The sequence below is a fragment of the Acerihabitans arboris genome (assembly GCF_010131535.1).
Lineage (GTDB): Bacteria > Pseudomonadota > Gammaproteobacteria > Enterobacterales > Enterobacteriaceae > Acerihabitans > Acerihabitans arboris.
In genome coordinates this window covers 224,357-249,722 of the sequence record NZ_WUBS01000007.1, presented here as the reverse complement: position 1 = coordinate 249,722, position 25,366 = coordinate 224,357, and the positions used below count along the sequence as shown (strand labels likewise).

Genomic DNA, 25,366 nt, shown 5'->3' with positions numbered 1-25,366 from the left:
GGTTTTCACGTTAACCGAATGACAGGAATACGTAATGAGTAACGTAACAGACGATCTACTGGCGCAGTACCGCCATTTGCGGCAGCTGGCGCCGTTTAGCCATGCCAACAGCATTACGCCCTGGCTGGCCGACGGCCAGGCCAAATACCAGCGCAAGCTGTGCGACAGCCTGGAACAGGCCATCGAGCGCAGCGGCCTGCAAGACGGCATGACACTCTCTTTCCATCATGCCTTTCGCGAAGGCGATATGGTGATCAACCGGGTGGTGGAAACGCTCGCCCGCCTGGGATTTAAAAACCTGACGCTGGCCTCCAGCTCGCTGATGAGCTGCAACGACGCGCTGATAGAGCCGATCCGCGCCGGCGTTATCACCAAAATCTATACGTCCGGCATGCGCGGTAAGCTGGCCGACGCCATTTCCCATGGCCTGATGGAAGAACCGGTGCAGATCCATTCCCACGGCGGCCGGGTGAAACTGTTGCAGGACGGTGAACTGAAGATCGACGTGGCGTTTCTCGGCGTGCCGTGCAGCGACGAGTTCGGCAATGCCAACGGCACCCACGGCACATCCTGCTGCGGTTCGCTGGGATATGCCATGGTGGATGCGCAGTTTGCCCGCAAGGTGGTGCTGTTGACCGAGGCGCTGGTACCCTTTCCCAATATGCCGGCCAGCCTGGTACAGGATCAGGTGGATTATATCGTCAGGGTGGACCAGGTGGGCGATCCGGCCAAAATCAGCGTCGGCGCGGCGCGGGTTACCAGCAATCCGCGCGAGCTGATGATTGCCCGCACCGCCGCCGACGTCATCGAGCACTCCGGTTATTTTGTCGATGGCTTTTCCCTCCAGACCGGCTCCGGCGCGTCCTCCACCGCCTGCACCCGCTTCCTGGCGCAGAAAATGGAGCGTCACGGCATCGCGGCGCGGTTTGCGCTGGGCGGCATTACCGGCAGTATCGTCGATCTGCATGAAAAGGGCCTGATTGCCAGGCTGCTGGACACCCAATCCTTCGACGGCCAGGCGGCGGCGTCGCTTGAGCACAACGTCAACCATATCGAGATTTCCACCAGCGTCTATGCCAACCCCGGCGCCAAGGCCGCCTGCTGCGACCAGCTGGATATCGTGATCTTAAGCGCCCTGGAAATCGACCTGGATTTTAATGTCAACGTGATAACCGGTTCCGACGGCGTGATGCGCGGCGCGTCCGGCGGGCATTGCGACGTGGCCGCCGCCGCCAACCTGACCATCGTGGTGGCGCCGCTGACGCGCAGCCGGATCCCCACCGTGGTTCGCCGGGTCACGACCCTGGTCACCCCGGGCGAGAGCATCGACGTTCTGGTGACCGATCAGGGCATCGCCGTGAACCCGGCGCGCCCCGAGGTGCGCCAACGCCTGGCGGCGGCCGGTCTTGAGGTCATGGATATCGAGCAGCTTTATCAACGGGCGGTGGCGTTGACCGGCGAGCCGAAGGCCATCGAGTTCACTCAGCGGATTGTCGGCGTTATCCGCTATCGCGACGGCAGCGTGATCGACGTGGTGCGCCAGGTTAAAGAGGACAGCTAAATGACCGTAACCGATTCACTGCAGTTTGCCGTTTCGCTTGAGGAACTGCTGGCGGCCAGGGATCTGCGCGCCGCGCGCCAGGTGGACTGGCTTACCCGGCACCGCCGGCCGCTGATCTCGCTGACGCTGGTCACGCCGGGGCCGGTGAAGGATTCGGCCCGCTACCGGCGGTCGATGCGCGCCGCCCTGGCGGCCTGCGACGCGCTGCTGCGCGCGCGCGGCTGGCCAGTGCTGGAACGGGCGGTCTTTTGGCCCGATACCGGGCCGGAGGCCTTCTGGGCGGTGGATCACGCCGCCGTTGAAATCAAGGCCGCCACGGTGGCGCTGGAGCAGGAACATGCTCTCGGGCGCCTGTGGGATATCGATGTGTTTTCACCGGACGTAGGCGTTATCGGCCGCCGCTCCCTTGACCGGCCGGGGAGGCCGTGTTTGCTGTGCGACCAGCCCGCCCACGCCTGCGCGCGATCGCGACGGCATGGCCAGGAAGAACTTACCGATAAAATCGAGGGTTTGCTGGATGGCTATTTTGCCCGCCGATAATCGTGACTGGGACGCCGGTGACAGAGAGCCGGCGGGGAGTGCGCCGCCGGTATTCCCGGCACGGGATGGCGCGGGTGATGCCGGCCCGGCTCCTGGCCCGGCGTGGCGTGGCGCGTCGCCGGCCGTCCCGGGAGCCGCTGACGCCGGCCCTGCGGTGATGATGCCGTTGCCCGCCATCGATCTGCTGGCGACGGCCGCGCTGCGCGAGGAGGTGATGCTGACGCCGAAACCCGGGCTGGTGGACAGCCGCAACAACGGCGCGCACCGGGATATGGACTTAGCGCTGTTTATGCAAAGCATAACGGCCATCGCGCCCTGGTTCGGCCGGTTTGCCGCGTTGGGCGAGCGCTGCGCCGATATGCCGGCGCAGCGGGTACTGGCTGAAATCCGCCCCACCGGCCTGGCCTGCGAACAGGCCATGTTTGCCGCCACCGGCGGCGTCAATACCCATAAAGGGGGGGTGTTTTCCCTCGGGCTGTTATGCGCCGCCGGCGGACGCCTGGCCGGCAGGGGACAAGCCTTGACCCGGCGCGGATTATGCGCCGACGTGGCGGCAATCTGCGCCCGGCTGGTGGCAACGGAACTGGCCGGCCGCCGCAAGCCGGCCACCGTGGGCGAGCGTCTCTATCTGCGCCATGGCCTTACCGGCGCGCGCGGCGAGGCCGCAGGCGGGTTTGCCACGGTAAGACGGTATGCGCTGCCGGCCTGGGATCGGCTGTCGGCGGCGGGCGCGGATCGCGAAACCGCGCTGCTGCACTGCCTGCTGGTGCTGATGGCCCATAATCCCGATACCAACCTGGTATCGCGTGGCGGCCTCGACGGCCTGCAGTTTGTCCGGCGCTATGCGCGGCGGCTGCTGGACGAGGGCTGGCGCCCACGGGCGCTTGAGGATATGGACCGGGCGCTTATCGGACGCAACCTCAGCCCCGGCGGTAGCGCGGATTTGCTGGCGGTAACGGCTGTGCTGGCGCGGTTCCCGGCATGAACCGCGATCGGCCGGCGCGCGAACAACCCGCGCACAAACGGCCTGTACTTGAATGTTCCGTACCCGATCGTTTCGCGCACGAACGGCCTGTGTCCGATCGACCCGCCCGCGAACGACCCGTGCCCGATGTCCCGGTGCGCCAGGGGCCGGGCGGTAACCCGCCGCCGGCGCGGGACCCAGGCCTGTCCGGCGGCGATGCCGCTTACGCATCGCTGCGCGTGGTGCTGGTGCCGGGCATTAACGACAGCGGGCCGGAACATTGGCAAACCTGCTGGCAGCGGGGATTCCCCGCCTGGCGGCGCATTGCCCAGCGTAACTGGCTGCAGCCGGACCTGGACGGCTGGCAGATGGCCATCAGGCGCGCGCTGGGCGAGCCTTCGCCGCCGGCGTTGCTGATTGGCCATAGTTTTGGCGCCTTGTCGTCCTGGTATTATGCCAGCCGTTTTACCGGCCGGATCGCCGGGGTGGTCCTGGTGGCGCCCGCCGAGCCGGTACGGTTTGAGATCGAGGATCGCATCCTGCCCGTGCGCCTGCCGGTGCCGAGCCTGATGTTTGCCAGCCATAACGATCCGCTGCTGACCTTCGGACGCGCGCAATACTGGGCCGACGCCTGGGGCAGCGAACTGGTGGATGTGGGGGAGGCGGGCCATATCAACGCCCAATCGGGATTCGGCGAATGGCCGCACGGCCTGGGCTGCGTTGAACAATTCGCCCGCCGGCTGGCGCTGGCCGCCGGTCAATAAGCCGGTGTTGCCGGAAAACGGCATGGGAGTAAAAATCAACGCCCGAAAATTGTCGTCGGTGAAAATCCATTCCTTTAAGATGGCCATTATGTTGGGTTAACGGTGCCGACCGCCATGTTCTTCGATCTGCCTGATTTTGATACGCTCTACGCCGCGCTGCTGGCGCGCGACCCGGGGTATGATGGTTTTGCCTTTGTGGGGGTGAGGAGCACCGGCGTTTTTTGCCGCCTAACCTGCCCGGCGCGCAAACCGAAAAAAGAAAATTCGGTGTTTTATTCCACCGTGGTGGAAGCCATGGAAGCCGGGTTCAGACCGTGCAAACGCTGCCAGCCGCTGTCGCTGTTCGGCGCCAGGGATAACACCCTAGGCATCCTGCTGGCCAGCCTGGAAAACGACCCGGAGAAAAAATGGTCGGAAGAAGACCTGGTAACCGCGGGCCTGGACCCTTCCACCGTAAGAAGGACCTTTAAACGCCAGTTTGGCGTGACGTTCCTTGAAATGGCGCGACTGCGCCGCATCGGCAAAGGCGTCAACCAACTGACCACGGGAGGGGAGGTGATAGACGCGCAACTGGAGGCCAGCTTTGAGTCGGGTAGCGGATTCCGGGCCGCCATCGTTCGCCATCTGGGCATGAATCCCAGCCAGGCCCGCCAGCACCGCTTCCTGAAAAGCCACTGGATAGAAACGCCGCTCGGTTCCATGCTGGCGGTGGCGGACCATCAGGCGCTGCATTTGCTGGAGTTCGTCGATCGTCCGGCGTTGCCCAATGAACTGACCCGGCTCAGGAACCTGACCTCTTCGGAGATAATCATGGATCGCACGCCCGTCACCGACCGGCTTGAGGTTGAAATGGGGGACTATTTTGCCGGCAAATCCTGCCGCTTCGCCACGCCGCTGGTGGAACACGGCTCCATTTTCACCCGCGGGGTATGGGACGCCCTGCGGGCTATCCCGGCGGGCGAGGTAAGAAGCTATTCGGCGGTGGCCGCCGCCATCGACCGCCCCCGCGCCACGCGCGCCGTGGCGCGGGCGAACGGCGCCAACCAAATTGCCATTTTGATTCCCTGCCACCGGGCGATCGGCGCCGACGGCTCCCTGACCGGCTACGGCGGCGGCCTATGGCGCAAAAAGTGGCTAATCGAGCACGAAAAAAGAATGTTCAGCCGCTAACCCGGCGCAGTCGATAATCGCTGCGTTTGGGGAATCTAGCGCCGGGCAACTGCGCCGTCGCTGATAAAACGGGCGCTCCCCGATATCAGCTGCGGCCCGGGACGGGCTGAAGTAGTTTATCGATAACCCGCAATACGCCGGCATCATTATTCGAGCTGGTTTGATAACGGGCGGCGGTCTTTATGCGATCCGGCGCATTGGCCATGGCATAACTGAAACCCGCCTGTTGCAGCATTTCAATATCGTTGCCGCCGTCGCCAAACGCCGCCACTTCATGATCTTGTATGTCCCAGAGCCGCTGCAGTATGCGCAGCCCGTTGGCCTTATGCACGCCGGGGATGATCAGGTCGACCGAACCATGCCCGCTGGATACCGGGGTGATGACGCCGGCCAGTTCGGTGTCGATGAAACGCATAAAACCGGCTAATTTTTCATCGGGCAGGCTAAGGGCGAATTTGAATATCGTGCCGGATACGCTTAAAAAGTCATCTACGCCTGCCAGGCGATGATAATACTTGCCCATTTGCTGGTAAAACCCTGGTTCGGCGTTGTTCAGCCGGTAGGCGCATTCCTTGGCGCACACGATGGTCTCAAGATAAGGTATCTCCGCCAGCGTATGTATAATCCTTGCATAATGCTCCCGACTGATTTCACCGCAGAACACCTCCCGGCCGCCGTTGACGATATAGGCGCCGTTCTCGGCGACAAACGCTATTTCGCCGGCAATCTCAGGGAAAAAGGAAATCAGCTGGAAATATTGGTTACCGCTGGCCACCACGAATTTTATCCCCCTCGCCTTAAGCAAGGCATACTGCCGGCTGAACCATTGCCGATCGTAACGCATCCGATCGTCCAGGAAAGTGCCGTCCATATCCACCGCGATCATTCTTATGCTCATACACACTCCTTGGCAAATCGATACTTAATAAAATACTTTTATAAAGTGGAAATTATAGCGGTTCCCCGTACCTGTCAAGCGCCCGATGCCAGGCACCGTCAGCAATAAGGCAGAATAGCGCGCCTGGTGGTCAACTTTGCGCCAAAAGACCGTTGAGCCTACGGCAGCGCAACGCCCTGCCCGCCGGGAGCTGGCGCATGAGCATCACTCCGACGGACACGGCGAAAATGATACCGCCTTCGCGTCGACGCGCCAATACACAGCGCATCACCCTACACAACAGGCATTTGAATGCCATACTGAGGATTGATCGACAGGAACAACAATCCACCGGGAGCGACAATGGCTAAAAAAAAGCACCATGACGACGATGTTGCATTACCGTCCGGACAGGCGCCGTCCGGCAAGGAGTACGATCGGGACCTGCATTTGCTGCAAATTGAATTGGTTAAGCTGCAGCGCGAAATTATCGCCGCCAACGACAAAATCGTGGTGATCTTCGAGGGGCGCGACGCGGCGGGCAAGGACGGCATCATCAAAACCCTTTCCGAACACCTGAGCGCGCGCGAAATCCGTGTTGTGGCGCTCGGCAAACCCTCGGAGCGGGATCAGGCTGAATGGTATTTCCAGCGCTACGTGGCGCAGCTGCCGGCGGCGCAGGAGATGGTGCTGTTTAACCGCAGCTGGTACAACCGCGCCGGCGTCGAGCGGGTGATGAAGTTTTGTACCGACGCGCAGTACGAAGAATTTATGAATACGGTAACGGATTTCGAACAGCTGCTGGTGCGCTCGGGTATCAAGCTGATCAAATATTATCTTGATATCAGCAAGCATGAGCAAAAGCAACGGCTGGAGTCCCGTCTCACCGATCCGCTTAAACAATGGAAAATCAGCCCCATCGACCAGCAGGCCACCAAGCTGTGGAAGCCTTACAGCCAGGCCCGCAACGTTATGCTGACCCGTACCCATACCCCGACCACGCCGTGGATCGTGGTGCATACCGACGACAAGCACGCCGCGCGGATCAATATCCTGCGCGACCTGCTTGGACGCCTGCAATACCAGGGCAAAGATAAAAACCTGGCCCTGCCGGACCCGGAAGTGCTGTATGCCTTCGATACCGTCTGTATCGAAAACGGCCGGCTGGCGCCCTAGCGCCCGCGTCGGCCCGGCGGCGTCCGGCAATCCGCCCTGGCCGCCGGAGGCGGGGGCCAGCACGGCGCCGCGCATCACCTGGCATCCCGCGCCCCGGCGACCGAGCGCCGCCTTGCGCCGCCGGCCGCGGCGCGCTATTGTCATACTCTGTTTGCGATCGGCTCCCGGCATCGTCCGCCGCTATCATCGCTGGCAGCGCGCCGAGGCGCGGGGATGATCGATAAACCGCAGCCCATTTATCGTGAAAAGGATAAAACATGACCGAGTCTCTTTATGATATACCGCTCAAGCAAATTGACGGTACTACCGGCAGCCTGGCGGCGTATCGCGGCAAAGTGCTGCTGGTGGTCAACGTGGCGTCCAAATGCGGCCTGACGCCGCAGTATGAAGGATTGGAAAAGCTCTATCAGGACCGGCACGCCGAAGGGCTGGAGGTGCTGGGTTTCCCCGCCAATAATTTTAAAGGCCAGGAACCGGGCAGCGACGCGGAAATCAGCGACTTTTGCGCCGTTAACTATGACGTGCATTTTCCGCTGTTTTCCAAAATATCGGTGCTGGGCGAAGATCAGCATCCCCTATACGCGGAGTTAACGGCGGCGCAGCCGGCGGCTACCGGCGACGGCCCGTTTCGCGAACGCCTGAAAGGTTATGGGGTCGATCCCACCAATCGCCAGGACGTGTTGTGGAATTTTGAAAAGTTCCTGATCAACCGGCAGGGTAAAGTCATCGCGCGTTTCGCGCCGGACGTCACCGCCGAAGATCCCAGGCTGCTCCGGGCCATCGACGCCGCGCTCGGCTGATTGGCGCCCTCCGCCGGCCCCGGACGGGGCCGCCGTGGGGAAGATTGCCTGGCCTGATAAAAGCCGCATCAAGGCGCTGGCTGACCGGCGGGAAAAGCTGCCCCGGACCACGCGGAAATCTTATCCCGGGAAGGCCGGTATGCTAAAATCAGCGCCATGCGGTCTTCTCTCCCCAGGCATGGGACGAATAGGGTTGTGCGATGATTACCATGCAGGATGTTGCGATCAAGGCGGGCGTGTCCAAGTCCACGGTATCCCGTGTCCTGGCCGGTAATAGTTATGTCAAGGAAACGACCCGGCAGCGGGTATTCCAGGCCATCGAGGAATCCGGTTATCGTCCCAACCTGCTGGCCAGGAGCCTGGCGACCAAAAACTCGCAAAGTATCGGCCTGATCGTGACCAACACGCTGTTTAACGGTCCCTATTTCAGCGAACTGTTGTACCAGACCGCCAAAATGACCGAAAACTATGGTCGCCAGCTGATTCTGGTGGACGGTAAACACAGCGTCGACAGCGAGCTGGAGTCGATACAGTTTCTGCTGGACCGCCGCTGCGACGCCATCATTATCTATCCGAGTTTCCTGGGCGAAAAGGAGTTGATGAGCCTGATAGCCCGGCACGATATCCCCTTCCTGGTGATTAACCGCGATTTGCCGCACGCCCGCGAGCACTGCGTATTTGCCGATCATCAGCGTGACGCCTGCGAGGCGGTGGATTATTTAATCGGCCACGGGCACCGGGACATTGCTTTTATCACCGGCGCCGGGGGGTCGCCCACCGCCGCCGCGCGCGATAAAGGATACCGGCAGGCCCTGGGCGCCGCCGGCATACCGATCAACGAGTCGCTGGTGGCCGCCGGACACTGGTCGTTAGACAGCGGTTTTAACGCCTGCGCGACGCTGCTGCGGCGCGCGGCGCCCTTCAGCGCCTTGGTCTGCGGGAACGACGATATGGCCATTGGCGCCGCCAGGGCGCTGCGCGAGCGGGGCAAGGCGGTGCCCGGCGACGTATCTTTGCTGAGTTTCGACGATATTCCCGTGGCGTCCTATTTTAATCCGCCGCTGACCACCGTCCATGTGCCGGTGGCGCAGATGATTAAAAGCGCTCTGGAACAGGTGGTCAACGTGCTTGACGGCAACAGCGTGTCGCCGCTCAAACCCTTCCGCGGCAAATTGATGGTGCGCGACTCCGTTATCGCCGGCCCCTTCGCCGCGGTTTCGCGGGCCAATAAAACGCCGGCCGGACATCGATAGCATCCGGCCGGCGCGTTTCGCTGGGGGCCGCGCGACGGCGGGGGACGCGCCCAAGGCGCCGCCTAATACTCGATATCCGTCTCCAACCGCCGCCCGTTGCTCTTAATCAGCCGCTGATACCAGAAAAAGCTCTTTTTCCTGAACCGGGCCAGATCCTTGAGGTCGCGCTCGTCCCGATTGACATACACAAAGCCGTAGCGTTTGCCGATGCCCTGATGGGTGCTCACCAAATCGATTGCCGACCAGGGGCAATAGCCGAACAGCCGCACGCCGTCGGTAATCGCCAGCTGCAGTTGCCGGATATGGTCGCTGAGATACCGGATACGCTCATCGTCATGCACCTTATTGCCCGCCTCCAGCGTATCGAACGCGCCCAGGCCGTTTTCGGTCACGATCAGCGGCAGGTGATAACGCTCATAAATTTCCCGACAGGTGACGCGAAATCCCACCGGATCGAGATACCAGCCGAACTGATTGTGTTCCAGATGCGGGTTATCCACGCCGATATAGACCGATCGATCCATGCCCGGAAGCTGCCGATCCTCAATTTCACGACCGCGGCCGGCGCTGTGGTTATCCAGCGGCAGGTCCGCCGCCACGGTGGTCGAGGCATAATAATTAAAGGCGATAAAATCGGGACGCCCCTGCGCAAGCAGGCTCATTTCATCAGCGGTAATGTGTGGCAAGAAGCCTTTTTCCGCCATAAAACTCCAGGCCACCGCGTTATAACGCCCATGGCAGGCCAGATCCAGGTAAAGCCAGTTGCGGATCGACGCATAGTTATTGGCCGCGACGGCATCCTCCGGCCGCGAGGTGGCCGGGTAGACGCAGGAGATGTTGGGCGCCGGGCCGATTTTGGCCGCGGGCAGAAGCTCATGGCAGGCGATCATCGCCCTGGCCTGCGCCAGCATCATATGGTGATTTTGCTGGTAGAGGGTCCTTTGCGGATCGGGGGTGCCGGGGGGCAGGGTGCCGATCACGTCGCCTTTCAGGATCATCATATTCTGTTCGTTGATCGTCAGCCAGTAGTTGACCCGATCGCCATAGAGTTTAAACGCCGTGCGGGCAAAGCGTTCAAATGCCCCGATAGTGCGTGGGTCCGACCAGCCGCCCCGCTGCTGCAGCGCCCAGGGCAGATCAAAATGATAAAGCGTGACCAGCGGCTCGATGCCGTGGCGGCGGATTTCATCAATCAGCCGGTGGTAAAACGCCGCGCCCTCCGGGTTCAGCGCTCCATCCCCTTCGGGATACAGGCGGCTCCAGGCGATGGAAAAGCGGTAGGTCTTCAATCCCAGTTCGGCAAACAGGGCAATATCCCCGGCAAAGCGGTGATAATGATCGCTGGCGACGGTAAAATCGCTCAGTTCAGGCGGAAAGACCGCCCGATCTATTACCGACGGGCCTTTGCCGTCCTCGTTCCAGGCCCCCTCCGCCTGATAGGCCGAGGTGGACGCACCCCAGAGAAATCCCGGTGGAAAAGGTGCCAACGTCTGATAGTGCATAGCCATCTCCCTTAAAGCGTATCGTCGTGATTTTCCCGTCGTTGCAGCGCGTCGATATCGCGATGCAGGGCAATAATTTCATCCACCAGCTCGCGGGCCAGCATGGCGTTCATCAGATGATCCTGGGCGTGGACCATTATCAGGTTGACCGGGATCTTGCCCTGGCCCTGGTCCTCGCCGATTAACCGCGTCTGGATACGGTGCGCCAGGCGCGCGGCGGCCGACGCCTCGGCCAGCAGCGCCTCGGCCTGCGGCCACTGGCGGTTACGCGCGGCGCGCAGGGCCTCCATGGCGTCCGAGCGCGCGGCGCCCGCATGAATAATCAGCTCCATTACCTGGGTTTCCAGATCTGAACCTGGGTTCATGGTCATGCCTCCTGCGCCTGGGCCTGGGGCAGCGGGACTTCCTGCGCCAGCAGCTGACGTTCATATATCTTGAAAAAGGGGAAATACACCAGCGTCGACACCGCCAGCAGCACCACCACCAGCAGCGCCGCGCGGATATCCCAGCCGGTGGACCAGGCCGCGCCGATGGGGGCCGGGGTGGTCCACGGCGCCATGGAAATCACCCGGCCGACCAGTTCGGCGCGGGTGGCGATATAAGCCAGCGTAGCGTTAATCAACGGCGCGGTAATAAAGGGGATGAACAGCGTCGGATTCATCACCACCGGCGAGCCGAAAATCACCGGCTCGTTAATATTAAACATGCAGGGCACCAGGCTGAGTTTGCCGATGGAACGCAGGTGGGCGGAACGGCTGCGCAGATAAAGCAGCACCAGCCCCATGGTGGAGCCGGAGCCGCCGATAACGATAAAAAATTGCCAAAATGGCTCGATAAAGATGTGGGTCAGCGGCTGTCCGGCGGTCAGCTCCTGCTGGTTAATGCCGAGATTGGTCAGCCAGAAGGCCTGCAGCATGCCGCCGACGATGACCGCGCCGTGGATACCGGCAAACCACAATAAATGACAAATCAGCACGGCGATTAATATTGCCGGCAGCGTATCGGCGGCGGAAATAATAGGACCGAACAACGCCATAATGGCCTGGGGCAGCAACATGCCGAACTGCGATTGAATTAGCAGGCTTAGTGGATAAAGCGTAAAAAATATGGCCAGCACCGGAATGAGTAAATCGAAGGATTGCTGTATTTTGGGCGGCACCTGTTCCGGCAAATGAAAACCTATATTCCTTACCTGCAAAAAATGCATCAGTTCAGTAGCAAATATCGCCACTAATAGCGCGGTGAATATACCGGTGCCGCCGAGCGAGGAGACCGGCAGCATTTTATCGGTTTGCGGGGCGGCCACCACCATAAAGGCCATTAATGACAGCATGGCGGCCATAAACCCGTTCATTTTATAGCTGAGGGCCAGGTTATAGGCGATAGCGGCGGCAATAAATAACGACATAATACCCATGGTCATATTGTACGGCATCAGGATAACCGACTCGTATTGCGCCGCCATCCTCAGCCACCACTGCGCAAACGCCCAGTCGCTGGTGGTGGAAAAGGGCGGATGCGCGAACACCAGCATAAAGGAGCCGACGATCAGGAACGGCATGGCGGAAATAAAACCATCCCGGATGGCCATCACATGGCGCTGGCTGGATAACCGGCCCGCGATGGGACTGATGGTGTTTTCGATAACGCCAAATACCGATGCGCTAATTCCGGACATGATCCCTCCTAGGCGTTAAGCAGCGCCAGCGTTTCGTTTAATATCTTTTCGCCGTTCATCATGCCGTAATCCATGCTGTTGATGACGGCGATGGGTTTATGCTGCTCATCGGCGATAATTTTAAAGTCCTTGAGCTTATATTTAATCTGCGGCCCGAGCAGGCAACAGTCATAATGCGGTAATTGCGCGGCGAACTCTTCCAGCCCCACAGCCTTAATGTCGACATCCAGACCTTTTATTTCAGCGGCTATTTGCATTTTTTTAACCACCATGCTGGTGGACATTCCGGCGGCGCAACATAGCAGGATCTTTGTCATATATCGGACCTCTTAACATAGCGTTTAGTGATTAATACCTGATGGCCTTTTTTTCTGCAACCGGTTTCAGAAACCGGTTGCAGTTTTGTGATGCCTGTCAATCAACCGCTTAGCTCGCGGCAAAAAAGCGGGGATGACATCCCAATGCCGACAACTGTCGGCCACCTCACGGCATTTCTCGCCCAAAATAGCGGAAAATAGCGCCAACTCATATCATCAAGAGGTTTAGCCGTGCCACGTACCATTATGTTGATTCCAACCGACCTGAGCGTCGGCCTGACGAGCGTCAGCCTGGGCGTTGTCCGCGCCATGGAGCGGAAAGGGGTGCGCCTGAGCGTATTTAAGCCGGTTGCCCAGCCGCGCGACGGCAGCAGCCGTCCGGATCAAACCACCGCCATTATCCGCGCCAATTCAAGTATTCCCGCCGCGCAGCCGCTGGAGATGAATTATGTGGAAGCGCTGCTGGGATCGAACGCGCGCGATGTGCTGATGGAGGAGATCGTGGCGCGTTATCACCAAAACCTCGGCCAGGCGGAAGTGGTGCTGATCGAGGGACTGATGCTGACGCGGCGCCATCAGTTCGCCAATGCGCTCAATTTCGATATCGCCAAGGCGCTGAACGCGGATATCGTCTTTGTCACCACCCTGGGAACGGGCACGCCGGCGCAGCTGAAAGAGCGGCTGGAACTCGCGCGCGCCGGGGCGGGCGGCGGCAGGCATAACGGCGTGGTCGGCGTTATCGTCAACAAGCTGAACGCGCCGCTGGATGAACAGGGCCGCACCCGTCCCGACCTATCGGAAATCTTCGATCAGGCCGGCCAGGACGGCGCCGCGGCAAGCGCGCCGCCGTCGTTTGCCGATATCCCCCTGCCGGTCCTGGGGGTCATCCCCTGGAGCATGGAACTGATTGCCACGCGCGTTATCGATATGGCGCGCCATCTTAACGCCCGTATCGTCAATGCCGGCGACGTCGAGACGCGGCGGGTCAGATCGGTGACCTTTTGCGCGCGCGGTCTGACCGGCATGGTTGATCTTTTCCGCCCCGGTTCCCTGCTGGTGACCTGCGCGGATCGTCCCGAAGTGCTGGTGGCCGCCTGCCTGGCGGCCATGAACGGCGTGGATATCGGCGCCATCCTGCTCACCGGCGGTTATGACATCTCGCCCTCCATCGGCAGGTTGTGCGAGCGCGCGTTCCGCACCGGCCTGCCGGTGCTGATGGTGGACACCAATACCTGGCAGACCTCGCTTAACCTGCAGAATTTCAACCTGGAGGTGCCGGCGGAAGATCACCTGCGGGTGGAAAAACTGCAGGACTATATCGCCGGTTACATCGATGCCGACTGGATTGCCTCGCTGACCGCCGTCTCGGAGCGCCCGCGCCGCCAGTCGCCGCCCGCCTTCCGCTATCAGCTCACCGAGCTGGCCCGGCGGGCCGCGAAACGCATCGTATTGCCTGAAGGCGAGGAACCCCGCACCATCAGGGCCGCGGCGATATGCGCCGAGCGGGGCATCGCGCGCTGCGTATTGCTGGGCAATCCCGAGGAAATACGCCGGGTCGCCGCGGCGCAGGGGGTGATTCTGGGGGAGGGCATCGATTTAATCGACCCGGTGGCGGCGCGGGAGAACTACCTCGCGCGGCTGGTGGAACTGCGCCAGGGCAAAGGCATGACGGCGCTGATAGCGCGGGAACAGCTGGAGGATAACGTGGTGCTGGGCACCCTGATGCTGGAGCGGGCGCATGTGGACGGCCTGGTGTCCGGCGCGCTCCACACCACCGCCAATACCATTCGTCCGGCGCTGCAGCTGATCAAGACCGCGCCGGGCAGTTCGCTGGTCTCGTCGGTGTTTTTCATGCTGCTGCCGGAGCAGGTATTGGTTTATGGCGACTGCGCCATCAATCCCGATCCCGACGCCGGGCAACTGGCTGAAATCGCCATCCAGTCCGCCGACTCGGCCGCGGCCTTCGGCATCGAGCCGCGCGTGGCCATGATTTCCTACTCGACCGGCACGTCCGGTACCGGCAGCGATGTGGATAAAGTGCGCGAGGCCACCCGGCTGGCCCGGGAAAAACGTCCGGACCTGGTGATCGACGGCCCGCTGCAATACGACGCCGCCATTATGGCCGACGTGGCCAAAACCAAGGCGCCCGATTCGCCGGTGGCCGGCAAGGCCACGGTATTTATTTTCCCGGACCTGAATACCGGCAATACCACCTACAAAGCGGTGCAGCGCTCGGCGGCGCTGGTCTCCATCGGGCCGATGCTGCAGGGACTGCGCAAGCCGGTGAACGACCTGTCGCGCGGCGCGCTGGTGGACGATATTGTCTACACCATCGCCCTGACGGCCATTCAGTCCATGCAGCTTGGCGCCCAAAGCTGAAAATTAGCCGAAGCGAACGTGAAAAGATGACTATACTCATTACGTTATACCTGACTGAGCTCATATCTGTAGCAGGACGTAAACTCTGTTTTGAACAAAGCATATGCGCTGGAGACAGCTATTAAAAAACACAGGAGTTTTCCATGGGCATCGGAACAATCGTATTAATCGTGCTAATTCTTCTGCTAATCGGTGTTTTCCCAAGCTGGCCGCACAGCCGTAGCTGGGGTTATTATCCGAGCGGCCTGATCGGTGTGGTGGTAGTGATTCTGCTGATCCTGGTATTGCTGGGCAGGATTTGAGGGTAAATCCGGTTCTTTGATTATCAGGTTTTATACGGGGGCTTGCTTTACGGCAAGCCCCCGTTTTATTTGCCCGGGACCGGGCGGCGAAAACGCAGGGTCCGCGTTAATGTTTAATCACGTACAGGTCCCTGGCATAGACATACCCCAGCAGGCTTTCCTGAAAGCCGCCGATATAGGGTTTGACCAGTTTTACCGAGACGTACTGATAAATGGGGATGGCCGGGGATTCTTTGGCCAGGATGTCCTCGGCCTGCTGATAATAGCGGGCCTTGTCGGCAATGGACGACGCGGCGGCGGCGCTGCTTAACGCCCGGTCGTAATCCGCGTTGCCGTATTTGGCCGTGTTGTTGCTATCGTTGGTGATGTAGTTATTGAGGAACGTGGAGGGTTCGTTATAGTCGGCTATCCAGGCGTAGCGCACCACGTCGAAGTTGGGACCGTGCATGGTGTCGAGCATGCTTTTCCACTCCTGGCTGTTAAGCGTGGCCTCCACCCCCAGGTTCTTTTTCCACATGGAGCTGGCGGCAATGGCGATGCGCTGGTGCGATTCGTTGGTATTGTACAGCAGTGAAAACTTCAGCGGCCGCGCCGGGGTAAACCCGGCCTGCGCCAGCAGCTTCCCGGCCTCAATCACGCGCTGCTGCTGGGTCCAGCCGGCATAATCGGGATAGTTAAGCGTAAAACCGCCGGTATTATCCGGGTTGAACAGATAGGCCGGCTTCTGGCCTTGCCCCAGCACCTTTTCGGCGATAATGGTTTTATCCAGCCCCATGTTAAGCGCCAGCCGCACCCGCGGGTCGTTAAACGGCGGTTTTTTCGTATTAAATTGATAATAATAGACCGCCAGCTTGGGCGATATATGCACCTGCGCGCCCAGGTCGTTTTGCAGCGCCCGGAACAGGGTTTGCGGCACGCTGTTGCTAATATCTATTTCGCCCGCCTTGTAGCGATTCATATCGGCGGTTTCCGAGACGATGGGCAGATAGGTGATCTGGTTAAGCACCGTGTGCGGGTTATCCCAGTAGCGGCCGTTCCTGACGCCCACCACCTTTTCATTTACTACCCATTGCGACAGGGTAAAGGCGCCGCTGCCGACAAAATTCTGCGGCGCCGTCCATTTATCGCCGAACTGCGCGATGACCTTGGGATTAATCGCCACCAGCGACGGATGCGCCAGCATACTGAGAAACGCGCTTACCGGCTGGGTGAGGGTGATTTGCAGCGTGGTGTCGTCCAGCGCCCGCACGCCCAGGCTGTCCACCGGCTTTTTGCCCGCGATGATCTCGGCGGCGTTCAGCACATGCATGCTTGCCAGATAACTTTCATAAGGCGAGGCGGTGGCGGGATCGATTAAACGCCGCCAGCTGTACACCACATCACCGGCGGTAATCGGCTGGCCGTTCGACCACCGAATGCCGGGGCGCAGGTGAAAGGTCCAGATCTCGGGGCGGGTATTGTCCCAACTGACGGCCAGGCGCGGCTCCACGCCGCCGTGGTTGTCAATGCCAATCAGACCGTCGAAAAAATCGCTGATAATATTAAATTCCACATCGCTCTCGACCCGGTGGGGATCCAGGGAGGCCGGCTCGCTGCCGTTATTGCGCACGACCTCCTGCCGGACCGCCAGTTCAGTGCCGGCGGGAACCACGGCGGCGATAGCCGCCCAGGCCGGCAATAACGCCAATCCCGCGCCCAGGGTAAATCCCGCCCGTTTGACGCCCGGTGATTTTGCTGACTTCATCGCGATCGACTCCTTAATGTTGGTGAAAAACGGCGTATGTCCCGGCAACGCCCGTCGCCGCGGGCGCAGTCCGCCGCCAGATGTGATATCGCGCCGTGACGGTAACCCTTACCATTAGCATGTTGCGCCGTTCCAGCCTAGCCCCGTGGCGCTTAACCCCGGATAAATGCGCCGCCGCCGGCGCGCTGATGCCCACTGGGGTATCGTGCGGCATAACGGCCCGACGGGCATGACGTCCGTCAAGAAAAACGCCGCCAATCAGGACAATATGCGCTTGACTGTCTACGCTTATCTACATTGACCGGCATTGCACTTCCGCTGTCGGCAGGTTCTGTTACAGGAGTTTATTATGCGGCGTATTCTGTTTTTCATAGCCTCGGCGTTGACCGCCAATATGGCATTGGCCCAACCCCAGCCGGCGGTGCATACCGCTAGCCTGCTTGGCGCCGACGGTAAGGATATGGGTAAAATTACCCTGACGGACGCTCCTAAAGGGGTGATTTTGCGCGTGGAGGCCTCGGGGCTTACCCCCGGTTGGCATGGCATCCATTTCCATGAAAAGGGCGCCTGCGGTGCAAAAGATAAGTTCAAGGACGCCGGCGGCCATATCCACTCCACCATGCCGGTGGTGCATGGTTTGTTAAGCAGCAACGCCAACGATCAGGGCGACTTGACCAATATCTACGCCGGCGCCGACGGCAAGGCCTTCGCGGAGATTTATTCGACGCTGGTGTCGGTGACGCCCGGCACGCCGCGTCCCGCGCTGCTGGACGGCGACGGTTCCTCGGTGGTGATCCATGCCAATCCAGACGATTACCAAAGCCAGCCCATCGGCGGCGCCGGCGATCGCGTGGCCTGCGCGGTGATAAAATAACCGGTTAACCGGCCGGCGTTTGCCGGCCGTATATTATGCCGCCCGTCGTCCTGTGCAATCCCCCCTATCCAAGCGCTGTTTAACCCGTTGTTGGTGATTTCCGTGCTGGGCCTTTAGGCGTGGTATTAATAGCCATTTGTGGACATTTTTGCCATAATGGCAATATCAGCCCGTTAGCGGAGAGTAGGCCATGATCACTGAACTGCTTAATTTTGACGAACTGCCGCAGGCGAACGCCTCGCAGGTGAAAAATAAATGGGGGGAAGTGGTGCGGCTGGTGCATCAGGCCGGGACCTTGGCCATTACCAACCACTCCACCGTGGAAATGGTGCTGCTGGATGTCGCCACCTATCGGGAACTGACCGAATCTATCCTGCTGCTCAAGGCCCGCGAGCAGTCGGTGCTGGATGAGCTGACCGCCAGGTTCAACGCGCGGCTGGCGGTGCTGGAGCGCCCGGACGCCGCCAAAAATGTGGCGTCGGTGCTGGCGCAACGGGGCACGCTTAAACGGCGTCCCAAGGCGGGAGAGAGCTTTTGATGTCCGGTTCCCAATCACGGCCGTTTATTTTTGTCCTGGCCGGCGTTAACGGCGGCGGCAAAAGCTCGGTGGGCGGCAGCCTGCTGGCCGGGCACGGCCTGGCATGGTTTAACCCTGATACCTATGCCCGGGAATTAATGAGTCAACTTGGGCTGGAGCTTGCCGAGGCTAACGGACGGGCCTGGGCTGCCGGGCGATCGCGGCTGGAGGCCGCACTGGCCGAAGGCGCCAGCTACGCGTTTGAAACCACTCTCGGCGGCAATACCATACCCCGGCTGCTGGCCCAGGCCGTCCGCACCCATGACGTGATCATGCTGTTCTGCGGGCTGTCGTCACCGGAGCAGCATATCAGGCGCGTACAGCTGCGCGTGGCCCATGGCGGCCATGCCATCGCCGGGGAAAAAATCCGCGAAAGGTGGATAACGTCGCGCGCCAACCTGATCAGGCTGCTGCCGCTGCTGGCGCATGTGCAGGTGTTCGACAACAGCGTGGACGCGGCGCCCGGCGATGATATTCCGGACCCGGTGCTGGTGCTTGAAGTGACGTGGGGGACGATGGTTTTCCCGGCGGCGGATGATGCCCGGGCGCTGGCCGCCACCCCCGAGTGGGCACGGCCGCTGCTGGAGGCGGCCATGCAAATGGCGGAGTGAGGGTGGGGCGGCGGGTTACCGGCCCAGGCAAAAGTGCCGGTAACCCGCCTCGAGTGAACGGACAACCGGCGCTGGCGTTGCGGTCTCTGATCGCTATTTCTTAACGTCGACCTGATAAAAGATATGTTTGCCGAACGGATCGACTTCGTAGCCGGTCACATCCTTGCGCACCGGTTCAAAAATAGTTGAATGGGCAATCATCACCGCCGGCATCTGCTCGTGCATTATCTCCTGCGCCTGCTGGTATAACGCCATGCGCCGGTTATGGTCGCCGCTGGCGCGCGCCTCGGAAATCAGCTTATCAAAAGGCGCGTAACACCATCTCGCCGAGTTGGAGCCGCCATTGGCGGAGGTGCAGCTGAACAGCGGGCCGAAAAAGTTATCCGGATCGCCGGTGGCGGTGGTCCAGCCCATCAGCGCCGCCTGATGCTCGCCGCTCCTGACCCGCTTCAGATATTCGCCCCATTCATAGGTGACGATATTGGCCTTGACGCCAATCTTCGCCCAATCGGACTGGATCATCTCCGCCATGCGACGGGCGTTGGGGTTATAGGGCCGCTGCACCGGCATCGCCCACAGATCGATCGCCAGGCCGTCGGGAAACCCCGCATCCTTCAGCAATGACCGGGCTTTGTCCGGGTCGAAATCATAATCCCGCAGATCCTGCTTAGCGCTCCAGACGCCGGGCGGCAGGATATTTTTCGCGGCGGTGCCGGTACCCTGGAATATGGCCTCGATAATCGCCGGCTTATTGATGGCCATGGCCAGCGCCTGGCGCACTTTTACGTTGTCGAGCGGCGGTTTTTGGGTATTAAACGCCAGAAAACCGGTGTTAAGCCCGGCTTTCTGCATCAGCGTAATATCTTTATTTTCCCGCATGCGCGGCAGGTCGGCCGGATTGGGGAACGGCATCACCTGGCACTCGCCTTTTTCCAGCTTGGCAAAACGCACCGAGGCGTCCGGGGTAATGGAGAAAATCAGCCGGTCAAGCTTGGCCTTGCCCCGCCAGTAATCGGGGAAGGCGCTGAACAGGATGCGCGAGTCTTTTTGATATTGGGCCAGCTGGAACGGCCCTGTGCCGATCGGGTCCATATCCACCCGTTCCGGCGTGCCGGCCTTCAGCATGGCGTCGGCATATTCGCTTGACAGTATCGAGGCGAAATACCAGGCCAGATCGGCCAGGAACGGCGCCTCGGCGTGGGCCAGCGTAAACCGCACGGTATGGTCGTCCACCTTGTCGATGGCGGTCAGCAGCGTACCGAACTCCAGGCTGTCGAAGTTGGCATAGGTGCCGTGGGACACGTTGTGATAAGGATTTTGCTTATCCTTTTGCCGCATAAATGAAAAAATCACGTCGTCGGCGTTAAAATCACGGGTGGGTTTAAAATATTTATTGCCCTGGAATTTTACGCCCTGGCGCAGATGGAAGGTATAGACCGTACCGTCGGCACTGATATCCCAGCTTTCAGCCAGGCTGGGTTGCAGTTCGGTGGTGCCGGTTTTAAAATCCACCAGCCGGTTATAGATTGGCACCGCGCTGGCATCCACGCTGGTTCCCGAGGTATACAACTGCGGGTTGAAATTTTCCGGCGAGCCTTCAGAACAGAACACCAGCGTTTTGGCCGAGGCGGCGCCGCTGACCGCCAGCGCCAGCGTCAAAGCCGAAAGGGTTGTTTTTAATAGTGTCGGGCGCCTCGTTTTTTTCCTGATTACGTTATCTGGCACGTTATATATCCCTGGCTGCATATTTTATCCCCAGTTACAAAATGACTCGATGAATTATAAGCCCCATTTTTATCAGTATGCATCTAATAAATAAAGCCATTTTGATACTAAAATCCTACCGCCTGGCCATCGCGCCGGCTGTCGCTGGCGGCAACGTAGCCGTGATCGCGGTCTTGGGATAAGCGCCAGATAAACTGACCGGAGCCGAAATCCATATAGGGATCGTTAACTGATTTCAGCCGATGGCCCATGGCGCGTAGTTGGTCCACCAGCTCCGGGTTAACGGTGGCTTCAAGGTCCAGGGTAAAATCCCGGTTGACCTTCCAGCGCGGCGCGTCGCAGGCGGCCTGGGGCTGCTGATGGAAATCCAGCATCCGCACCAGCGTCTGCACATGGCCTTGCGGCTGCATATCGCCGCCCATGACGCCAAAGCTCATTTGCGCCTGGCCGTCCCTGGTCAAAAATGCCGGGATAATGGTCTGGAACGGGCGCTTGCCGGGCGCGACCACGTTAACCGAACGCGGGTCGCTGGAGAACCCGGCGCCGCGGTTTTGCAGGCTGATGCCGTAATCCGGCACCACCACCCCGGAGCCGAAGCCCATATAATTGGATTGGATAAAGGACACCATCATGCCGCTTTCATCTGCGGTGGACAGGTAAACGGTGCCGCCGCTGGCCGGCATGCCTGGCTGTGGATCCGCTGCCCGCCGGTGGTTGATCAGGCGCGCCCGTCCGGCCAGATAGGCTTTATCCAGCATTTGTGACGGTGTCACATCCATGCCCGCGGGATCGGCAACATACCGATAGACGTCGGCGAAGGCCAGCTTCATGGCCTCGATTTGCAGATGCTGGGCGTCGGCGCCGTCAAGCGCGAGCGCGGACAGATCAAAATGTTCCAGGATGCCCAGGGCGATAAGCGCGGCGATGCCCTGGCCGTTGGGCGGCATTTCATGCACGGTATAACCGCGATAGTCCTGGCTGATGGGCGTCACCCATTCCGGCTGATAGGAGGCTAAATCCGCACGCGTCATGCTGCCGCCGCTGGCCTGTGACCAGGCGACGATTTTTTCGGCGATTTCGCCTTCATAAAAAGCGCGTCCGCCCTCGCGAGCCAGCAGTCGCAACGTGCGCGCGGCGGAGGGAAAAACAAATTTTTCGCCAATTTCGGGGGCGCGTCCCCCCGGCATAAAGGCCTCGGCAAAACCGGGCTGTCCGGCCAGGATTGGCACCGCCGCCCGCCATTTCGCCGCGACAATCGGCGCGATGGTTACGCCGCGCCCGGCCACCTCGATGGCGGTTTGCATTAAACGTTCAAACGGCAGCCGGCCGAAGCGCTGGTGCAGCGCCGTCCAGCCCGCGACGGCGCCCGGTACGGTGACCGAGTCCCAACCGCGTTCCGGGCGTTTGGCCAGTCCGTTGCCGTCCTCGCCATGGCGGCGGCGGAAATGCGCCAGATCCCAGCTGGCCGGCGCCGGACCGGAGGCATTCAGGCCGTGCAGCCGGTCGCCGTCCCAGATCATGGCGAAGGCGTCGCTGCCCAGGCCGTTGGAGCAGGGTTCCACCACCGTTAACGTCGCGGCGGCGGCAATGGCCGCGTCCACCGCGTTGCCGCCGTCCAGCAGGACGCTATTGCCGGCCTGGGCGGCAATGGGATGGGACGTCGCCACCACATTGCGGGCAAACAACGGCGCGCGTACGGTGGGATAGGGGTTATGCCAGTTAAATGCCATGCTGTGCTCCCGGATTGGCCTGGGGGGAGGCGCTATCCTGATGAATGCGCCGCCCGGCCTCAAGCAGCAGCGCGCGGCGGTCGATTTTATTGGTGCCGGCCAGGGGGAAACCGTCCACCAGCCAGATATGACGCGGATGCAGGTAGGCCGCGCCGTGGCTCAAGGTAAACGCCTTCAGCTCCCCGGCGCTCGCCTGCCGGCCGGGGCGCAGGATCACAAAGGCCACCGGCTTGGTGCCCTTGATCTCATCCGCTACCGGCACCACGCAGGCCTGCTGTACCGCGGGATGGCGCTCAATAAGGTGTTCCACTTCGCTTGGGTAGATATTCTCGGCGCCGCTGACAAACATATCGTCCAGCCGGCCGATAAAGGTGTAAAAGCCCTGGTGGTCGCGCTCGAATACATCGCCGGTAATATAATAACCGTCGTCGGTGAACGGCGGCCGCAGGTCGGGACGCTGGTGATAACCCTGCATCAGCCCCGGGCTTTTCAGCTCCAGGATGCCGCGCGCGGCCTCATGGCCCGCTGGATCGCGCAACCGCAGGCTGACCTGGGGATGCGCGGCGCCAGCGGCCAGACGTGGCGTGGGAATGCCGTCGGGATGAGGCGCGAATACCACCGGTCCGCCTTCGGTGGTGCCGTAGGCGTTAATGATGCGCGCCTTCGGCAGCAACTGGCCGATTTGCTGGAACAGGCTGTCGGTTACCGGCGCCGATCCCATGCGCACCACCCTGACGCAGGTTAAATCACTTTGCGCCAATAAGGCTTTTTCCCGCAGCATCATGGCGATCATCGGCGGCACCGCCGTCAGCCAGCTGCAGCGGTAGCGGGTGATGGCGTTGATATAGTCGCGGGCGTTGAACTGCGGCAGCAGCACGGTGGCGACATGGCTGGCAAGCGTTAACAGTGCCAGCGCCAGCGCGTTCATATGATACAGCGGGGCGGCGATCAGCACCCGCTCGCCCTCCAGCTCATGGTTTTCAAGGCGGGTGCGCACCACCCAGGCATGGCTGGCGTGGGTCAAGCGCACGCCTTTCGGCATGCCGGTGGAGCCGGAGGTATACAATAGCAACGCCAGGGCGTCCGGTCCGGCGGCGAAGGGGGAAAGCTCACCGGGATCCATAAAGGCCGCCAGTCCGTCGGCGGCGGGGGAGTTGAACACCACGCGCGGCAGATCGTTTTGCGGCCGGGACAACTGGTCGCCGTCGCCCAGCAGCAGACGCGCGCCGCTGTCCCGCAGGATATTGTCCAGCGTCTCCACCGGGAATTTAAAATTAATCGGCACGGCCACCAGTCCGGCGCGCAGGATGCCCAGCAGGCTGGCGACATAATCAATGGAGTTGCGCCCCAGGATGGCGACGCGCTCCCCGGTGCGGTATCCGCGTGCCAGCAGCGCGCGGCCGATGGCGTCGGCGCGCGCGCCGAGCTCGCCAAAGGTGATTTCCTGGACGGCCTCTCCTTCGCGCGGGGCGATAAAGGCTATCTGCCCTCCCGGCTGCCGGGTATCGATCGTTGCGCCTAAATTGGTTGTCTGCGTCATGGTAAGAACTCGAGTAAGGTCGTTAATTCCGGCAACGCCACCTGCAGCCGTCCCGCAAACCAGCGCAGCGGCAGTTCCTGCGCCTCGGCGCCGCGGGCGATGCGCATCAGGTCGCCGCCCTGGAAATGCACGGCGGCAAACATCTCCCGGCCCGGCGGCGGCAGCGGCAGGCCGTCGAACCGACGGGCAAAAGCCGGGTAATCGACGATGTCCAGCGAAAAATGCGGGTCGGTATCGCCTAACCGGCGATAGTGCCGTCCGCAGGTTTCCACGTCGTCGCTGATTATGGTCAGCCCGGCAAGGCCGCCAACCTGGTTTTCATGGGATAGCCATTCAGGGCGCCATACCCATTCAGGGGTATGATGCTGGCAGAAATAGACGCGCCCGGCCGGGAACTCCCCACGGGCGAGGCGCACGGTAGTGAACCGGGCCAGCCCGCTCTCGTTGCCGCTGACCACCTCGCGGGAAAAATCCTGTACCGGCTGCAGGGCAAAACCGGCATCCGCCAGCCCGCGCGCGGTGTCCCTAGCGTCCGCGGTGGCGAACACCAGTCCGTCGATACCGGCCGGGCTGTCCAGCAATTCCTGGCGCAGGCGCCCGCCGTCGGCGGGCAGGCCGACGATTTCGAGATAGCTCTCGGCAAACATCAGCAGATGGTTTATCGATCCCAGCGAATGGTAACCGCGCGGCGTCAGGGTAAATCCCAGCGCCCGGAAGTGGTCCGCCGTCCGGTCGGTGGCGAAATGCGTGTTGATAACCAGATGGTCCAGCGGGATGGTCATGGTTTCCTCCTAGGCGGTCGCCGTGGCGTAGAGTCCCCGCCCGCTGGCCACCAGCCGCCCTTCGCTGTCGAACACCCGCGCCTCGGCGCTGGAAAACTGCTTGCCCGCTTTAATCACGGTGCCGACCGCGGTTAAATCCCCTTTTGCCGGGCGGTGGTAGTCCACGCGCAAATCCAGGGTCGGCACGCCTTTGCCGGTAAAGGCCACCAGCGCCCAGTCGGCGGTTAAATCCACCAGGGCGGCCAGGATGCCGCCGTGGGTATAGCCGCCGGCGGGGTTGACCACCCATTCCTCGCGCCAGCGCGCCTTCAGGGTGATTTCACCTTCGCCTACGGTCAGGACTTCCAGTCCAAGCCATTGATGATAGGGGCCTTTTAATAAACGCTCCTGGACTTCGGCGGCGGTAGGTACGGTAATATCGGTCATAACATATTCCTTAATGGCATGCGGTCAGGAAAAAAGGGCCGGGCGGCGCGGGCCCGGTGAGGATGCCGGGGCAA

25 protein-coding genes are annotated in these 25,366 nt (G+C 61.1%); 14 read left to right on the top strand and 11 right to left on the bottom strand.

Annotated features, from left to right (window positions below):
* Nucleotides 1–34: 34 nt before the first annotated feature.
* The 5 genes from citF (at nt 35) to GRH90_RS11850 (ending at nt 4,999) form a co-directional block, all read left to right on the top strand.
* Nucleotides 35–1,561, top strand: a complete 1,527-nt coding sequence (gene citF / locus GRH90_RS11870; protein WP_162366154.1) for a citrate lyase subunit alpha — start codon at nt 35–37, stop codon at nt 1,559–1,561.
* On the top strand, nt 1,562–2,101 hold the full coding sequence (citX, locus tag GRH90_RS11865; protein ID WP_162366153.1) for a citrate lyase holo-[acyl-carrier protein] synthase: 540 nt from the start codon (nt 1,562–1,564) through the stop codon (nt 2,099–2,101).
* A 157-nt stretch (nt 2,102–2,258) separates the two neighbouring features.
* Complete coding sequence (gene citG, locus GRH90_RS11860) at nt 2,259–3,086, top strand: triphosphoribosyl-dephospho-CoA synthase CitG (RefSeq protein WP_162366200.1); 828 nt, start codon at nt 2,259–2,261, stop codon at nt 3,084–3,086.
* Between the two features lie 182 nt (nt 3,087–3,268).
* Entirely contained in the window at nt 3,269–3,829 is a 561-nt protein-coding gene (locus GRH90_RS11855; RefSeq protein WP_246236011.1) for an RBBP9/YdeN family alpha/beta hydrolase, read from the top strand.
* 114 nt (nt 3,830–3,943) lie between these two features.
* Nucleotides 3,944–4,999: a bifunctional transcriptional activator/DNA repair enzyme AdaA gene (locus tag GRH90_RS11850; protein ID WP_162366151.1), complete on the top strand. Its 1,056-nt coding sequence runs from the start codon at nt 3,944–3,946 to the stop codon at nt 4,997–4,999.
* A gap of 85 nt (nt 5,000–5,084) precedes the next feature.
* On the opposite strand, the gene GRH90_RS11845 is transcribed toward GRH90_RS11850, so the two are convergent.
* Nucleotides 5,085–5,897, bottom strand: coding sequence for a Cof-type HAD-IIB family hydrolase (locus tag GRH90_RS11845; RefSeq protein ID WP_162366150.1), 813 nt, complete (start codon nt 5,895–5,897; stop codon nt 5,085–5,087).
* A gap of 342 nt (nt 5,898–6,239) precedes the next feature.
* Here GRH90_RS11845 and ppk2 point away from each other — a divergent pair, with 342 nt between their 5' ends.
* From ppk2 to GRH90_RS11825, 4 genes are all read left to right on the top strand, one after another.
* Nucleotides 6,240–7,052, top strand: coding sequence for a polyphosphate kinase 2 (ppk2, locus tag GRH90_RS11840; RefSeq protein WP_162366149.1), 813 nt, complete (start codon nt 6,240–6,242; stop codon nt 7,050–7,052).
* Nucleotides 7,006–7,269 (top strand): hypothetical protein, encoded by a 264-nt coding sequence (locus GRH90_RS11835; protein ID WP_162365943.1) that lies wholly within the window; start codon nt 7,006–7,008, stop codon nt 7,267–7,269. The genes ppk2 and GRH90_RS11835 overlap by 47 nt, the downstream gene beginning before the upstream one ends.
* Nucleotides 7,270–7,309: 40 nt before the next feature.
* Nucleotides 7,310–7,852, top strand: coding sequence for a glutathione peroxidase (locus GRH90_RS11830; RefSeq protein ID WP_162366148.1), 543 nt, complete (start codon nt 7,310–7,312; stop codon nt 7,850–7,852).
* 200 nt (nt 7,853–8,052) lie between these two features.
* The gene (locus GRH90_RS11825; RefSeq protein WP_162366147.1) at nt 8,053–9,105 is read left to right on the top strand and encodes a LacI family DNA-binding transcriptional regulator; all 1,053 of its coding nucleotides are present in this window, start codon (nt 8,053–8,055) and stop codon (nt 9,103–9,105) included.
* Nucleotides 9,106–9,167: 62 nt separating this feature from the next.
* Here GRH90_RS11825 and GRH90_RS11820 read toward each other — a convergent pair whose 3' ends face one another.
* Genes GRH90_RS11820 through GRH90_RS11805 form a run of 4 tightly spaced genes read right to left on the bottom strand, consistent with a single transcriptional unit; the run spans nt 9,168 to nt 12,602 of the window.
* Nucleotides 9,168–10,607: a glycoside hydrolase family 1 protein gene (locus GRH90_RS11820; protein ID WP_162366146.1), complete on the bottom strand. Its 1,440-nt coding sequence runs from the start codon at nt 10,605–10,607 to the stop codon at nt 9,168–9,170.
* Between the two features lie 11 nt (nt 10,608–10,618).
* On the bottom strand, nt 10,619–10,972 hold the full coding sequence (locus GRH90_RS11815; protein ID WP_162366145.1) for a PTS lactose/cellobiose transporter subunit IIA: 354 nt from the start codon (nt 10,970–10,972) through the stop codon (nt 10,619–10,621).
* Between the two features lie 2 nt (nt 10,973–10,974).
* Entirely contained in the window at nt 10,975–12,285 is a 1,311-nt protein-coding gene (locus GRH90_RS11810) for a PTS sugar transporter subunit IIC (protein WP_162366144.1), read from the bottom strand.
* Between the two features lie 8 nt (nt 12,286–12,293).
* Nucleotides 12,294–12,602, bottom strand: coding sequence for a PTS sugar transporter subunit IIB (locus tag GRH90_RS11805; protein WP_162366143.1), 309 nt, complete (start codon nt 12,600–12,602; stop codon nt 12,294–12,296).
* 231 nt (nt 12,603–12,833) lie between these two features.
* Here GRH90_RS11805 and pta point away from each other — a divergent pair, with 231 nt between their 5' ends.
* Both pta and GRH90_RS11795 read left to right on the top strand, forming a co-directional pair.
* Nucleotides 12,834–14,981 (top strand): phosphate acetyltransferase, encoded by a 2,148-nt coding sequence (pta, locus tag GRH90_RS11800; protein WP_162366142.1) that lies wholly within the window; start codon nt 12,834–12,836, stop codon nt 14,979–14,981.
* A gap of 143 nt (nt 14,982–15,124) precedes the next feature.
* A complete protein-coding gene (locus GRH90_RS11795) occupies nt 15,125–15,283 on the top strand; it encodes a DUF3309 family protein (protein ID WP_162366141.1) in 159 nt (52 codons plus the stop codon).
* A gap of 106 nt (nt 15,284–15,389) precedes the next feature.
* Here the strand turns inward: GRH90_RS11795 and GRH90_RS11790 are convergent, their stop codons facing one another.
* On the bottom strand, nt 15,390–17,027 hold the full coding sequence (locus GRH90_RS11790) for an ABC transporter substrate-binding protein (RefSeq protein ID WP_162366140.1): 1,638 nt from the start codon (nt 17,025–17,027) through the stop codon (nt 15,390–15,392).
* Nucleotides 17,028–17,376: 349 nt separating this feature from the next.
* On the opposite strand from GRH90_RS11790, the gene sodC reads away from it, so the two are divergent.
* From sodC to GRH90_RS11775, 3 genes are all read left to right on the top strand, one after another.
* Nucleotides 17,377–17,901, top strand: coding sequence for a superoxide dismutase[Cu-Zn] (sodC, locus tag GRH90_RS11785; RefSeq protein WP_162366139.1), 525 nt, complete (start codon nt 17,377–17,379; stop codon nt 17,899–17,901).
* 190 nt (nt 17,902–18,091) lie between these two features.
* Entirely contained in the window at nt 18,092–18,439 is a 348-nt protein-coding gene (locus tag GRH90_RS11780) for a type II toxin-antitoxin system prevent-host-death family antitoxin (protein WP_162366138.1), read from the top strand.
* Nucleotides 18,439–19,089, top strand: a complete 651-nt coding sequence (locus GRH90_RS11775; protein ID WP_162366137.1) for an ATPase — start codon at nt 18,439–18,441, stop codon at nt 19,087–19,089. Before GRH90_RS11780 ends, GRH90_RS11775 begins: the two co-directional genes overlap by 1 nt.
* A gap of 93 nt (nt 19,090–19,182) precedes the next feature.
* Here the strand turns inward: GRH90_RS11775 and GRH90_RS11770 are convergent, their stop codons facing one another.
* The 5 genes from GRH90_RS11770 to GRH90_RS11750 all read right to left on the bottom strand — a co-directional run bounded on the left by GRH90_RS11770 (nt 19,183) and on the right by GRH90_RS11750 (nt 25,292).
* Nucleotides 19,183–20,748, bottom strand: a complete 1,566-nt coding sequence (locus GRH90_RS11770; protein WP_246236009.1) for an ABC transporter substrate-binding protein — start codon at nt 20,746–20,748, stop codon at nt 19,183–19,185.
* A 173-nt stretch (nt 20,749–20,921) separates the two neighbouring features.
* Nucleotides 20,922–22,544, bottom strand: a complete 1,623-nt coding sequence (locus tag GRH90_RS11765; protein ID WP_162366135.1) for a gamma-glutamyltransferase family protein — start codon at nt 22,542–22,544, stop codon at nt 20,922–20,924.
* Entirely contained in the window at nt 22,534–24,084 is a 1,551-nt protein-coding gene (locus tag GRH90_RS11760; RefSeq protein ID WP_162366134.1) for a class I adenylate-forming enzyme family protein, read from the bottom strand. Before GRH90_RS11760 ends, GRH90_RS11765 begins: the two co-directional genes overlap by 11 nt.
* A complete protein-coding gene (locus GRH90_RS11755; RefSeq protein WP_162366133.1) occupies nt 24,081–24,866 on the bottom strand; it encodes a VOC family protein in 786 nt (261 codons plus the stop codon). The genes GRH90_RS11760 and GRH90_RS11755 overlap by 4 nt, the downstream gene beginning before the upstream one ends.
* Before the next feature lie 9 nt (nt 24,867–24,875).
* Nucleotides 24,876–25,292: a PaaI family thioesterase gene (locus GRH90_RS11750; RefSeq protein WP_162366132.1), complete on the bottom strand. Its 417-nt coding sequence runs from the start codon at nt 25,290–25,292 to the stop codon at nt 24,876–24,878.
* Nucleotides 25,293–25,366 lie beyond the last annotated feature (74 nt).